The organism is Anoxybacillus sp. UARK-01 (assembly GCF_002075365.1).
Lineage (GTDB): Bacteria > Bacillota > Bacilli > Bacillales > Anoxybacillaceae > Anoxybacteroides > Anoxybacteroides rupiense.
Genome location: NZ_NASY01000055.1, coordinates 26,466 through 39,604, shown reverse-complemented (window position 1 = coordinate 39,604; position 13,139 = coordinate 26,466). Strand labels below are relative to the sequence as shown.

General features: G+C 42.3%; 12 protein-coding genes. 8 read left to right on the top strand and 4 right to left on the bottom strand.

Features of this window, described 5'->3' with window-relative positions; translation table 11 throughout:
* The first annotated feature begins 636 nt into the window (after positions 1-636).
* Both B6A27_RS17155 and B6A27_RS17150 read left to right on the top strand, forming a co-directional pair.
* Positions 637-1,764 carry a polysaccharide pyruvyl transferase family protein gene (locus B6A27_RS17155; RefSeq protein ID WP_080862760.1) on the top strand — a complete coding sequence of 376 codons (1,128 nt, stop codon included), beginning with the start codon at positions 637-639 and terminating at the stop codon, positions 1,762-1,764.
* A gap of 2 nt (positions 1,765-1,766) precedes the next feature.
* Positions 1,767-2,774, top strand: coding sequence for a CgeB family protein (locus tag B6A27_RS17150; protein WP_080862759.1), 1,008 nt, complete (start codon positions 1,767-1,769; stop codon positions 2,772-2,774).
* Positions 2,775-3,031: 257 nt separating this feature from the next.
* Here B6A27_RS17150 and B6A27_RS17145 read toward each other — a convergent pair whose 3' ends face one another.
* On the bottom strand, positions 3,032-3,754 hold the full coding sequence (locus tag B6A27_RS17145; RefSeq protein WP_080862758.1) for an ABC transporter permease: 723 nt from the start codon (positions 3,752-3,754) through the stop codon (positions 3,032-3,034).
* Between the two features lie 708 nt (positions 3,755-4,462).
* On the opposite strand from B6A27_RS17145, the gene B6A27_RS17140 reads away from it, so the two are divergent.
* Together B6A27_RS17140 and B6A27_RS18890 are read left to right on the top strand one after the other, a co-directional pair.
* Positions 4,463-4,666 carry a hypothetical protein gene (locus tag B6A27_RS17140; RefSeq protein ID WP_066148795.1) on the top strand — a complete coding sequence of 68 codons (204 nt, stop codon included), beginning with the start codon at positions 4,463-4,465 and terminating at the stop codon, positions 4,664-4,666.
* Positions 4,667-4,720: 54 nt separating this feature from the next.
* The gene (locus B6A27_RS18890) at positions 4,721-4,897 is read left to right on the top strand and encodes a hypothetical protein (protein WP_172798659.1); all 177 of its coding nucleotides are present in this window, start codon (positions 4,721-4,723) and stop codon (positions 4,895-4,897) included.
* 38 nt (positions 4,898-4,935) lie between these two features.
* On the opposite strand, the gene B6A27_RS17135 is transcribed toward B6A27_RS18890, so the two are convergent.
* The gene (locus B6A27_RS17135) at positions 4,936-5,268 is read right to left on the bottom strand and encodes a spore coat protein (protein WP_044742767.1); all 333 of its coding nucleotides are present in this window, start codon (positions 5,266-5,268) and stop codon (positions 4,936-4,938) included.
* Positions 5,269-5,281: 13 nt separating this feature from the next.
* Positions 5,282-5,548 carry a hypothetical protein gene (locus B6A27_RS17130; protein WP_066148797.1) on the bottom strand — a complete coding sequence of 89 codons (267 nt, stop codon included), beginning with the start codon at positions 5,546-5,548 and terminating at the stop codon, positions 5,282-5,284.
* A 178-nt stretch (positions 5,549-5,726) separates the two neighbouring features.
* Here B6A27_RS17130 and B6A27_RS17125 point away from each other — a divergent pair, with 178 nt between their 5' ends.
* Positions 5,727-6,644 (top strand): proline dehydrogenase family protein, encoded by a 918-nt coding sequence (locus B6A27_RS17125; protein ID WP_044742765.1) that lies wholly within the window; start codon positions 5,727-5,729, stop codon positions 6,642-6,644.
* A 555-nt stretch (positions 6,645-7,199) separates the two neighbouring features.
* On the opposite strand, the gene B6A27_RS17120 is transcribed toward B6A27_RS17125, so the two are convergent.
* A complete protein-coding gene (locus B6A27_RS17120; protein ID WP_080862757.1) occupies positions 7,200-7,349 on the bottom strand; it encodes a YuzL family protein in 150 nt (49 codons plus the stop codon).
* A 190-nt stretch (positions 7,350-7,539) separates the two neighbouring features.
* On the opposite strand from B6A27_RS17120, the gene B6A27_RS17115 reads away from it, so the two are divergent.
* The 3 genes from B6A27_RS17115 to B6A27_RS17105 all read left to right on the top strand — a co-directional run bounded on the left by B6A27_RS17115 (position 7,540) and on the right by B6A27_RS17105 (position 13,133).
* On the top strand, positions 7,540-9,924 hold the full coding sequence (locus tag B6A27_RS17115) for a 3-hydroxyacyl-CoA dehydrogenase/enoyl-CoA hydratase family protein (protein ID WP_080862756.1): 2,385 nt from the start codon (positions 7,540-7,542) through the stop codon (positions 9,922-9,924).
* Between the two features lie 193 nt (positions 9,925-10,117).
* Complete coding sequence (locus B6A27_RS17110; RefSeq protein ID WP_080862755.1) at positions 10,118-11,293, top strand: acetyl-CoA C-acetyltransferase; 1,176 nt, start codon at positions 10,118-10,120, stop codon at positions 11,291-11,293.
* 55 nt (positions 11,294-11,348) lie between these two features.
* Positions 11,349-13,133, top strand: a complete 1,785-nt coding sequence (locus B6A27_RS17105; protein WP_080862754.1) for an acyl-CoA dehydrogenase family protein — start codon at positions 11,349-11,351, stop codon at positions 13,131-13,133.
* Positions 13,134-13,139: the final 6 nt, after the last annotated feature.

Below are 13,139 nucleotides of genomic sequence, written 5' to 3'. Positions count from 1 at the left end.
CATATTTGAAACTGGCACCATATCATTTATATAGAGAGGCAATTTGACATGTTAACATATTGACCTCTTTGAATAAACGACTGTTGGATGACCGAACAACACCGCTTCCGGATCAATACATTTGTCTGGAAGGCGGTTCGTTGTTTGGTGATCTGTCATGCACATTGGTATGACGAAGGCAAGGCGAAAAAATCAAAGGCTGCTTTTGAATAGGCCATCTATTTCATCTTCTCGTTCAATCCCGATCATTCACAAATGGATCCAATGTCGAAATCTTTGATCACTTATATAGAGGTTTTCAGTCTTGTTGCGAAAGTATGAAAATGCGCAGAGCGATATGCTCCAAGGATATTCTAGGTTTTCTGCCGTTCCGAAAATAGGAAAGAGCAATATAAATATAATCATAAACGTTGACCATCTATTTTTATTAATGGAACGAACAAAGAAGTTTGTTTCTATGAAAATATGAAACAGAAACAATGATCATGCACTATGTGTGTGTTGCAAAATCCAATGGGTTGCTTAGCCTTCTGCTTTTATCGCTATCCGTTTTAGTAGGCGGAAAGAATAAACAAGAAGAGCTTATGGATGTCGAACCATTTACTTGTACTTACAAAAAGAAAAGGGTGATGTTATATGAAAGTATTAATCCATGGCTTTTATGGAGCTGGAAATGCCGGAGACGACGCTATTCTTCATTCTATCATCCGGACGCTTAAACAAGTCGATCATCGAATAGAAATTGTAGTGATTGCTTGGTCCAAAAACATAAAAGCGTATTATGGAGATGAAAAAATTGATTATATTTTCGGCTTAGATTTTAAGCGGATTACCCAAGTTTTAAAAGAAAGTGCACTATTGATTGTCGGGGGCGGAGGATTGTTTCAAGATTATAACACTTTTGCACCAGAAAATTTATTCATCGATCAAAAAGGAGCATTAAATTATTACTCAGCTCCCATTATTTTAGCGAAAATGCTAAATGTCAAAACCATGCTATATGCTGTTGGGATCGGTCCGCTAGCGAGCGAGGAATCGAAGCGGGCTATGAAGTGGATCGGCGAAATGGTCGACAGCATTACAGTAAGAGATGCTGCTTCAGCGCAGCTATTAACCTCGTTAGGTATCTCCAAGCAACAACTGTCTGCCGACCCAGTGATCACATTACCTGCTGCTGCTCAAACCAACTTCTCGCTGAACAAAAAAACGTCGTTGCATAAATATATTGGATTGAATTTGCGCAATTGGTCATATGACCGCAAAAGCGCAAAGAAGGCGGAGCATCAGCTTATTTCTGTACTCAATCAGCTGTCTGAGAAATATTTGGTTACTTTTGTGATTATGTCTTTTAACAAACTACCATCAGAATTAGAAAAAGCGCGCCAGCTTGCTAAACGTCTTAAAGGAGATTCACTGATTTTGCCATATGATTGTTCTCCGGAGGAATATAAATCGATGTGTAGAGAGCTGGATTTAATGATTGCGATGCGGCTTCATGCCAGTATTTTTGCTTTGAGCGAAGGAGTGCCAAGCATCGGGTTATCCTATGATGACAAAGTAAGCGGTCTTTATCAAGAACTCGATTTAAAGCCATATTGCTTTCCTATTGAAAAGATCGATATATCCTCTCTCCGCATGATCATCGAGGACTGTCTGACCAACCCTCAAAATCATCGCCGGTTGATTCAAGATAACGTTACCGCTTTGCAAGAAAGAGAACGGATCAATCAAACCGTTCTTATGAAAATGCTTGGGGGGATGTAAGGATGGACAGCAGCCCGTTAAAAATCGTATTTATTGGCAGGTATACAGAGGGAGAAACAGGAATTGTCCGCAGCATTCAAATGGGGTTGCTTGAAAATGGCTATCAAGTGCATGAGATCAATTTAAAGCTAAGACCCCATCTCATTTATAATCCTTATCGTCGTTTTGGCGGCCATGGACCTGTGTATGTGAAATGGCCAGCTATTAAGGAAGAGATGGCTCGCTTTCAGCCAGATATCATTCTGTTTTGTGCCGGAGGATTGACATTTCAGCCGGAGGTTCTAGAAGAAGTCAAAAAATATTGCACGGTCATTGGAATAACATTAAGCGATCCGGATGTGTATCCGACTGTCAGGCAGTTCGTTGGAAAATTTGATTACCACACAACGAATTCAGTTTTATCCTATAAGCAATATAAGAAAGCAGGGATAACGAATACTTTTTATATGCCGTTTGGGATCGACTCGCGCTTTTTTATTCCACGAGAGCCTGTTGCCAAGTACCAATCAGATGTTTCAATCATTGGCCATTATCGGCCCAATCGATTAGAAATTGCCCAATCGCTTCAAGATATTTTTCAAGCAAAAATTTTTGGAAGAGGATGGCCTTTGAAATCGGAAGGTCCTGTATATGGCGAGGAATGGTTTCAAGCGATGCATTCGGCGAAAATGGTCGTCAATTTTCCAAAAACAGGTGCAGGGTATACGAATGTGAAAGTTGGTGTCTTTGAAGCGGTGGCTACGGGAAGGTTGTTATTTACAGAGTATTTCGATGAAATGCGTCAGTTTTTTGAATATGATAAAGAAATTGTCGGATATAAAAATAAAGAGGATTTAATTGGAAAAATTCGTTACTATTTAGATCACCCTGACGAGGCTGAAGCGATTGCCCGTGCCGGACAAGAACGATGTGCGAAATGCCATACATGGAAGCAGCGTCTCCATACATTTTTCAGTGAGATCACATTAAAGACACCAGAAAAATCGTGGAGTGACTTACTCCAATCATAATCATAGACAGAACTAACACCAGCAGGGGGGCCCTGCTGATTTTATTGAACGCCGGCCATATCATCTTGTAAAACCGAGTCATGGTCCGCTGTTTTGTGCCATAAGGGCGATGTCCCTACTTTCGGCCGCTGATGGGGCAGGAGAGCAATACAGACAGTTGATGCGGCAGCTCTTTAATGGAAAATAGAAGAGCTGCTAGAAAGCATCAAGGATATAGGAACGACGATGGAGAGTAAAGCCGTCAGCTTCTACAAACCTTATTTTCCTGCGCTTGCTTCTTGCCGCGCCGGATGAGAATGATAGAAAAATACACGGTAGTTGCATGTGCAAACGATGATGGAGGCGATAGCAGCGACAACCATAAGGGTAAAGACGATAAAAATTTGATATTTGACTGCAGCGATTGGTTCAGCCCCGGCTAAAATCATCCCTGTCATTGTGCCGGGAATTTGAACAAGCCCCATTGTTTTTAACGTGTCAACCGTCGGGATCATGGCGATTTTTATAGCGTTCCGTTTCATTTCCTTCTCATCTGTATTTTCTGATTTTTTCATCGTTTCTAGAACTACGCTAGCAGCCACCATGGCTGTTCCCGAAAACATTCCGCCGACCGGGATGATGTATTGAGCTTGGAAAGGAATGACGCCAACTATAAGCCATAAGCAAATAGAAAAGCCGACAGATGCAGAGATTCCCAACAATACAAAAGCAAATGTGCGTCTATATTCTATCCCTCTTTTAGAAACATTCAGCGAAGCAGCAATAATCATAGCCGATACATAACCTATGATGACATACCAGTGTTTAAAGGAGAAAATATAGGAAATAAAATACCCGAGCAGCAGGAGTTGAACGAATCCTCTTAACGAGGACCAAAGGATATCCTTTTCTAAGTTTAATGATTGTTTGTATGAAACAATGATAGGGATAAAAACAAAAAATAAAATGGCTAAAAGAGCCGTATTGTGAACATCTCGCAACGTAAAGCATCCTTTCTTCCTTAGTTGAGAATAGTTATCATTTATCTATTAGTATAAAGGAAAAACTTGTTTATTGTCCAATGTTAATCAGATCAAGGTGAGCTTCAGGGGGAGATCGTTTTTGCTGAGAATGACCTTTTCATGCGGAAGAAAAAAATGGTCTGTGTTAGTTTGTTCACACGGAGATAGGATACGTGAATGTGGCAAAAGGAGCAGAAGCATACAAAGCTGTGCTTCATGGAGATACCGTAGATGATGCTGAAGCGTTCAAAAAGATGCTTTCCATCATGATTCGTGGAATCGTTGCTTAAGCCAAAGCAGAGGGTTGCCTATTATGACGTGGATAAAACGTAACTTTTTACCATGTGTGTTATGATGCATAGAGATTTAGATTGACAAACTGGCGGGTATTTAGATAGATTAACAGCTTGATATATCAATATTTGTCCTCAAGTAAGCGGCGGTTGGAGACAAGTCACGCACTTGCTTTCGAGCGTTGCCAACATGGGATTCTGCTTATTGGATGATTCTATATCATTCGCAAATGGATTGAATGCTGAAATCATTCATCGTTTATATAGATAGCTCCCTATACTCTAAGCGGAAGTTTTTATTTGCTCAAAATGGGACATTCGCCCACGCTCTCCGCACTTGCCTGACATATGTATGAAGTGTGGGAATTTATGAAAGATGAGGAGGAAAATCAACATGAATGATTTTATTGGTCAAGACACGAGAGTTTGGGGACGTCCTTGGGGATGGGGAGTTCGTCCATGGGGATTTTTTGGTCCACGTCCATTTTTCGGTGGCGGTCCCTTTTTTGGAGGTTTTTTAGGAGGATTATTAGGCAGCGCATTGGTTCCTCCGTTTTATGGCGGATCTCCATTTTTCGGATACCCTTATTACTATTAAAAATAGGAAAGGGTGAATCAAGCGCTAATATGGACTGATGAGAGGAGAACCGTAATGATTCGGGCAAACCCTTATGAAACGAGATGGTTTTTCGGTGGCCCATTTTTAGGAGGACTGTTAGGAGGATTAGTCGGGAGCGCGTTAATTCCACCGCTTTTTTATGGATACCCAAGACCATATGGCCCGTTTCCTCCGTATGGTCCATATCCTTATGGAGGATATTGGTATTAATGAGTGTTTCCCCCGTACGTTTTATACGGGGGAAACATTTATTGAACATTTGGTTGATATGGAAATTGATTCGTATATCCTTGGAATTGCTGATAAGATTGTTGCAGCTTTTGCTGATCTGCCGCTTCAAGCTTATACCATCCTTTTTTAAACATAAGATTATACAGTTCACGCTGGCAATTTTGCGTTTCAGTAAAAATATGAAGCATATCCTGATATAATTGTTGGTGGCTTGCTTCGTGTAAAAATGTAGTATAGGAAGAGGTCATATACTTTTCAGTGGCTAATAAATCATTTAAAAAGTCGCGGTCGTTCATTTGTGGTGTTTTAGCCACTTGTGTTTCTGGATTTTGAATAGATGCTTGGTTCATTTATTTTCCCTCCTTATTGAAAAGATGATGTAATGGATGGATTTGGTTGCTGTTTCAAGTGTTGTAAAATTTGCTCATAATGACGTTGATGCATTTGTCCAGCTCTTTCGATAGCAGCTGCGACTTCTGGATCTTGGCACTGCGATGCAAAAAAGTGCGCTTTTTTCATAGCGAGCAAGTTCCAAGACATCATATCTGTGAAATACATGGCATCTTTTGATGAAATCATTTGCGGCGGCTGAGGCATAGCAGCCTGCTGTTGGATGGGTTGCTGTTGCATAAGGTTCCACTCCTTTTATAAATATGGTATCAATGACTCGGTTGTAGATTATCCGGTTTGTGGAATAATATACATAAAGGCGAATTTTGTCGAAAAAAGATATTCAATTATAAAAAAACATGCTAAAATCATCGTAGATAGTACATGAAGGCGTTTACGGAAATAAGGAGGTAGTAAGATGGAGCAATTGATGCGTGACTTTTTTTTGTTTTTATCAAAAAATAAAACATTGACAAAATTGGCGAAAAAATACGGGTTGCGCTTCGGGGCTTCTCGCTTTGTAGCTGGAGAAACGATTGAACGTGCTGTAGAAGTGATTAAAGATTTAAATAAAAAAGGGCTTGCAGTGACGATCGATTATTTAGGAGAGTTTGTTGATAACGCAAAAGAAGCGAATGAAATGGCTGACAATTCTATTGAAGCCATTCGCGCAATTGGAAGAGAGAAGTTGAACTCCCAGCTATCCTTAAAAATGACATCAATGGGACTAGACATTTCTGATGAGCTTGTGATGCAAAATATGCGCCGGATTCTAGATGCGGCAAAAGAAAACGGCGTATTTGTTACCATTGATATGGAGGACTATTCACGTTGCCAAAAAACATTGGATATTTTTAAGCAATTGAAAAAAGAATATGATAATGTGGGTACGGTATTGCAAGCGTATTTATATCGTACGGAATCCGATATTGAAGATTTAAAAGATTACCATCCGAATTTGCGCCTTGTTAAAGGAGCGTACAAGGAATCGCAGGAAGTAGCGTTTCCTGAGAAAAAAGATGTTGATGATAATTTCAAAAAAATTATTAAAATGCATCTGCTGAATGGAAACTATACGGCGGTAGCGACTCATGATGATGCGATTATTGAATATACGAAGCAGCTAGTAAAGGAATATAACATTCCAAATGATCAATTTGAGTTTCAAATGTTGTACGGAATTCGCCCAGAACGACAAGAACAGCTTGTTCGCGAAGGATACACCATGCGTGTCTATGTACCGTATGGAACGGACTGGTACGGCTATTTTATGCGCCGTCTTGCTGAACGCCCAGCGAATGTAGCATTTGTTATCAAAGGAATATTGCGTAAATAGTAAAGGCACAAATATCCATGGTTTATTGTTTTATAAAAATCACACATGATCTGGGTAAACACAAGCTTTTCTGCCCCTTCCCTTGAACAGAATGATAACGTTCGTTATTTGGGAAGGGCCGTACCTATCTCATGTGGTTAAGCTTTTAACAGTGAATGAAGAAAAAAATTCGCGATTTTGTTTCTTCGTTTGATTCCGCTTTTATTTTTCTGCTCGATCCAAAAGGGGCTGCCTATTATTAGAAGGCAGCCCCTTTATATCGTTCACTCGTGGTGCTAGATCCCATCGATTCGTTTATGGTCCTTACGCTATATCTACTGAATAAATGAATGGTGTCAATAAAACTTACGGTCGAAAGGCAAGTCGGTAACTTGCGGCCGTTACGCCAAAGCGCGACCGCCAGCCCAATCAACAGGCCGTTTTCAGACAAATCCGGTTGTCCGAAAGGGGGATGTTCGATCGCTCAACCATCGACTTCTCAAGTGGAAGTGAATGTTGAAGGATCAAGTTGTATGGATCATTGTTGCATGTATTGCCCAGCTATAGCAAGTATCGTTACTCTCCTTGCATGTTTGCTTTTTTATATTGCTGATTTTGACTTGTTTTTTTCCCGCTTCCATCCATCTCGACATTTGGTCCTGCGTTTCCCTTTACACTTGCGGCGCTGACGGCTGCTTTAGACGGGTTCTTCTGCATTTTTGCCATCCCTATCACCTCCGTTTTTAGCTTGGCTGAAAAAAATAATTTATACTCTAGACAAAAATTGTTAAGCATATATATTGCGAAAATTTAAAAGATACTTTATATTTAAATTATAAGAATAATAGTCAGCCAATATTTTTTTTGAGAAAAAATGAATGATTATTCATTCAATATATCGGAGGGGGAAGTTGCCATGGTCAAACGGATTAAACGGGCCGCGGTATTAGGTTCTGGAGTAATGGGCTCCGGCATTGCCGCACATTTAGCGAACGTCGGCATTCCAACCTTGCTTCTTGATATCGTGCCGCGTGAACGAACAAAGGAGGAGGAAGCAAGAGGTCTTACATTTGAACATACAGCTGTTCGTAACCGCTTGGCGAATCAGGCTCTGCAAAAGCTATTGAAGCAAAAACCGGCGCCGCTGATGACGAAAGAAAAGCTGGCGCTCATCGAGACCGGAAATTTTGAAGATGACTTACACCGTCTGGCGGAGGCTGATTGGATTATTGAAGTAGTGGTGGAGAATTTAGACATAAAAAAACAGCTGTTTGCTAAAATCGACGCAGTCAGAAGAGAAGGGAGCATTGTAAGTTCCAATACGTCTGGTATTTCAGTGGAAGCCATGTCTGAAGGACGTTCGGAAGATTTTAAAAAGCATTTTTTAGGGACTCACTTTTTTAATCCGCCCCGCTATTTAAAACTTCTGGAAATCATTCCGACGAAAGCCACTGATCCAGAGATTGTTGCCTTTATGAAGGAATTTGGCGAGGAAGTGCTTGGGAAAGGAGTCGTCATTGCTAAAGATACGCCTAATTTTATTGCTAATCGCATTGGAACGTATGGGCTGCTAGTAACAGTGCGAGAAATGATCAAAGGAGGCTATAGCGTTGGCGAGGTTGACTCTGTTACAGGGCCGTTAATCGGACGTCCGAAAAGCGCTACGTTTCGCACGCTGGATGTCGTTGGTTTAGATACATTTATTCATGTAGCGAACAATGTATTTGAAAAAGTGGACGGAGAGGAAAAAGAGGTTTTTCGCACTCCTGATTTTATGAAAGCAATGCTGGAAAAAGGATGGCTTGGCAGCAAAGCAGGACAAGGATTTTTCCTCAAAAAAGGAAAGGACATTTTAGAATTAAACTATGAAACCCTGGAATATGAACCAAGCAAAAAACTAAAAACACCAGCGGTCGAGATGAGCAAGCAGGCTAAAGGATTAAGCAATAAATTGAAAGCGCTTGTATATAGCGATGACCGTGCTGGAGAATTGCTTTGGAATATTTTAAGCCCGGTCCTTCTTTATTCGGCACAACTGCTAGGGGAAATTGCCGATGATATTGTCGCCATTGACCGGGCAATGAAATGGGGATTTGGATGGGAGTTTGGCCCGTTTGAAACATGGGATGCGATCGGTGTGGAAGCGTCTGTTCGCAAAATGCAAGAAGAAGGAAAGAACGTTCCTGATTGGGTTGCTCAAATGCTTGCTGCGGGGCATACATCCTTTTATAAGCGAGAAAACGGAAAAGTTTTAGTTTATGACAAGGGAGAATACAAGCCTGTTTCAGAGAATCCAAAAGTCATTCATCTTAAACGGTTAAAAGAAGAAAACAGGGTTATCAAAAAAAATAGCGGTGCCAGCTTGATTGATTTAGGGGATGATGTGGCGCTATTAGAGTTTCATTCACCAAATAATGCGATCGGCCTTGATATTGTCCAAATGATCAACGACTCGCTAGAGGAAGTCGATCGCAACTATAAAGGCCTTGTCATTGGAAACCAAGGGAAAAACTTCTGTGTTGGTGCCAATCTGGCTCTGATTTTAATGGAGGCCCAAGATGATAATTATTTTGAAATTGAGCTCGTTGTGAGACAGTTCCAGCAGGCGATGATGAATATTAAATATAGTCCAAAGCCAGTGGTTGCTGCTCCTTTTGCGATGACGCTTGGCGGCGGTACGGAAATTTGCTTGCCGGCCGCACGCATTCAAGCGGCAGGAGAAACGTATATGGGATTAGTTGAAGTTGGTGTTGGGTTGATTCCTGGCGGCGGTGGAAACAAGGAACTATATATTAAATATTTAAACAGCCTGCCGAATGGCGTGGACTTTGATTTGCAAAAAGTGGCGAATAACGTGTTTGAAACGATTGCGACGGCCAAAGTATCTACATCGGCGTTGGAAGCTCGCGAGCTGAATTTTTTAAATCGACAAGACGGAATTACGATGAATGGTGACCATTTGCTTTATGATGCCAAACAGGCTGTAATTTCTCTATACGACAGCGGTTATCAGCCGCCTGTGCGCAAAAAGATTCCGGTCGTAGGCGAGTCTGGATACGCAGCATTGCTTTTAGCTGCTCAATCCATGCACCTTTCCGGTTATGCTACAGAGCATGATGTAAAGATTGCCAAAAAGCTTGCCTATGTCATTGCTGGAGGAAAAGTGCCGTACGGTACGGAGGTAGATGAACAATATTTATTAGATTTAGAGAGAGAAGCGTTTTTAAGTTTAGTAGGAGAAAGAAAATCGCAGGAGCGGATGCAGCATATGCTTGTAAAAGGAAAGCCGCTGCGCAACTAAATAACAAACATAGATATGCGGCCGTATCAAATGAGCACAGGGGGCTTTCTCTTAACAATAGCAAGGGGATGGATTGACTGGCCTATGATCCGCTGCTCTCATCGAAGTTGCGTGGAATATGGTTTGGATGCTGTAAGGCATTCATGCTCGTAAAATCTTAAATAAAGCCTATATAGAAACAGGGGGGAAGATTGTGAGAGAAGCAGTCATCGTAGCGGGAGCGCGTACTCCGGTCGGAAAGGCGAAAAAAGGGACGCTTGCTCATATGCGTCCAGATGATTTAGGCGCGCTTGTTGTGAAAGAAACATTAAAGAGAGCGGAAAATTATGATGGAGACATCGATGATTTGATTTTTGGCTGCGCCATGCCGGAGGCGGAGCAGGGGCTAAATATAGCCCGCAACATAGGGGCATTGGCAGGTCTCCCTTACACTGTTCCAGCCATTACGATCAATCGCTATTGCTCATCAGGGCTGCAGGCGATTGCTTATGCAGCGGAACGCATTATGCTTGGCCACTCTGACACGATTATCGCTGGCGGCGTTGAATCAATGAGTCTTGTCCCCATGCTGGGGCATGTTGTGAGGCCGAATGCAAAAATTGCTGAAAACATTCCAGAATACTATATGTCAATGGGACATACAGCAGAGCAAGTGGCTATGAAGTATGGAATCAGCCGCGAAGAACAGGATGCGTTTGCTGTAGGCAGCCATCAGCGGGCAGCCCAAGCGATCCGTGACGGGAAGTTTGTGGATGAAATTGTTCCGGTGAATGTCACGATCCGTACGGTTGAAAATAACCGACTTGCGGAAAAACAGATCGTATTTGCTGAAGACGAAGGTGTTCGTCCGGAAACGAACAAAGAAATATTAGCAAAGCTGCGCCCGGCGTTTGCCGTTAATGGAACAGTCACTGCAGGAAATGCGTCGCAAACAAGCGATGGGGCAGCAGCGGTCATGGTGATGGATCGCGAAAAGGCAGAAGCGCTTGGCTTGAAGCCTCTTGGAAAATTCCGTTCATTCGCCGTAGCAGGCGTCCCTCCAGAAGTGATGGGAATCGGGCCGATTGCTGCTGTTCCAAAGGCGCTAAAGCTTGCTGGATTAGAGCTTTCCGATATCGGATTATTTGAGCTAAATGAGGCGTTCGCTTCACAAGCGATTCAAGTGATTCGGGAGCTCGGTCTAGATGAAGAAAAAGTCAATGTCAATGGCGGAGCGATTGCACTCGGGCATCCGCTCGGATGCACAGGGGCTAAATTAACGTTGACCTTGCTTCATGAGATGCGCCGCCGGCATGAGCAATTTGGTATTGTTACGATGTGCATCGGCGGCGGCATGGGAGCCGCTGGTGTATTTGAATTACTGGAGTAGTGTAAAGCAGATGATATCAAGGTTGTTCACATAAAAAACAAGGAGGAGAAACGCAATGGCAAAAGCGATGGATAATGTGGTGAAAGGTGGCAGCTTCTTAATTGAAGAGGTAGACTGCGGACGCGTGTTTACTCCGGAAGATTTTACAGATGAGCATAAAATGATCGCCAAAACAACAGAGGAATTTGTGATCAATGAGGTGTTGCCTCAGTTAGAGCACTTAGAAAATCATGAGTTTGATCGTTCTGTTAAACTGCTAAAGAAAGCGGGAGAAATTGGACTTTTAAGCGCGGATGTACCGGAAGAGTATGGAGGTTTGTCGCTTGATAAAATCAGCTCAGCATTAATTGCCGAAAAAATGGCGCGGGCCGGAGGGTTTTCGATTTCGCATGGCGCCCACGTAGGAATCGGCTCACTTCCTATTGTATTATTTGGAACAGAAGCGCAAAAACAAAAATATTTGCCGGCATTGGCCACAGGTGAAAAGATAGCGGCTTATGCTTTAACAGAGCCGGGCTCCGGTTCGGACGCTCTAGGGGCGAAAACGACAGCGAAGCTGAATGCAGAAGGCACTCACTATGTTTTGAATGGAGAGAAGCAATGGATTACCAATGCAGGGTTTGCGGATGTGTTTGTCGTTTATGCTAAAGTGGATGGCGAGCATTTCTCGGCTTTTATTGTAGAGCGTGATTTTCCTGGGGTGTCTACCGGAGCAGAAGAAAAGAAAATGGGAATTAAAAGCTCTTCCACTCGCACATTAATTTTACAAGATGCCCTTGTGCCGAAGGAGAATTTATTAGGGGAAATTGGAAAGGGGCATGTCATCGCTTTTAATATTTTAAATATTGGCCGTTATAAATTAGGTGTCGGAGCGGTTGGCGGCTCCAAACGGGCTCTAGAGGTGACGATTCAATATGCGAATCAGCGCCAGCAATTTAAAACGCCAATTTCCCAATTTTCATTAACACAAGAAAAATTTGCGACGATGGCATCAAAACTATACGCTGCGGAGAGCTCGGTATATCGCACAGTTGGATTATTTGAGGAGCGCATGAGCAAGCTGGATGCCGAACAAGCGAGAGAAGGAAAAGAAATTGCTAGATCTATTGCTGAATATGCCATTGAATGTTCATTGAATAAATTTTTTGCAACGGAAGTATTGGATTACATTGTGGATGAAGGGGTACAGATTCATGGCGGCTACGGTTTTATGCAGGAATATGAAATTGAACGGGCGTATCGCGACTCGCGCATTAACCGTATTTTTGAAGGAACGAATGAAATCAACCGCCTGTTAGTACCGGGAACGTATTTGCGGAAAGCGATGAAGGGAGAGCTTCCTCTTTTGCAAAAAGCGCAAAAGCTGCAAGAAGAACTCATGATGCTGATGCCGGAAGAAGTAGGAGATGGATTGCTAGAGCAAGAAAAATATTTGGTGCGGAACGCGAAAAAAATTGCTCTGTTGACAGCCGGCCTAGCCGTGCAGAAATTTGGCCCGAAACTAGAGAAAGAACAAGAAGTGCTAGTGAATATTGCCGACATTGTCAGCAATATTTATGCGATGGAATCAGCGCTTCTTCGCACAGAAAAGGCGATTCAAAAATTTGGAGCAGAGAAAAATAAACAAAAAATTTTATATACAGAAATTTTCTGCCAGGAAGCATTTAATGAAATCGAAGCACATGCAAAAGAAACGATTGTAGCGGTTGAGCAAGGAGATATGCTGCGAATGATGCTATCGGCATTGCGCAAGCTTACGCGCCATACTCCAATCAATGTCATTGCCAAAAAACGCGAAGCGGCGGCCGCGCTCATTGAAGCAGAACGTTATATTGTGTAATAATGA

What these genes read in the sequence shown, in the direction of transcription:
- B6A27_RS17105 (WP_080862754.1), top strand. Translation starts at nt 11,349, where the DNA reads ATGGCAAAAGCGATGGATAATGTGGTGAAAGGTGGCAGCTTCTTAATT.
- B6A27_RS17120 (WP_080862757.1), bottom strand. Translation starts at nt 7,349, where the DNA reads ATGGCAAAAATGCAGAAGAACCCGTCTAAAGCAGCCGTCAGCGCCGCA.
- B6A27_RS18890 (WP_172798659.1), top strand. Translation starts at nt 4,721, where the DNA reads ATGATTCGGGCAAACCCTTATGAAACGAGATGGTTTTTCGGTGGCCCA.
- B6A27_RS17130 (WP_066148797.1), bottom strand. Translation starts at nt 5,548, where the DNA reads ATGCAACAGCAACCCATCCAACAGCAGGCTGCTATGCCTCAGCCGCCG.
- B6A27_RS17150 (WP_080862759.1), top strand. Translation starts at nt 1,767, where the DNA reads ATGGACAGCAGCCCGTTAAAAATCGTATTTATTGGCAGGTATACAGAG.
- B6A27_RS17155 (WP_080862760.1), top strand. Translation starts at nt 637, where the DNA reads ATGAAAGTATTAATCCATGGCTTTTATGGAGCTGGAAATGCCGGAGAC.
- B6A27_RS17115 (WP_080862756.1), top strand. Translation starts at nt 7,540, where the DNA reads ATGGTCAAACGGATTAAACGGGCCGCGGTATTAGGTTCTGGAGTAATG.
- B6A27_RS17135 (WP_044742767.1), bottom strand. Translation starts at nt 5,268, where the DNA reads ATGAACCAAGCATCTATTCAAAATCCAGAAACACAAGTGGCTAAAACA.
- B6A27_RS17125 (WP_044742765.1), top strand. Translation starts at nt 5,727, where the DNA reads ATGGAGCAATTGATGCGTGACTTTTTTTTGTTTTTATCAAAAAATAAA.
- B6A27_RS17140 (WP_066148795.1), top strand. Translation starts at nt 4,463, where the DNA reads ATGAATGATTTTATTGGTCAAGACACGAGAGTTTGGGGACGTCCTTGG.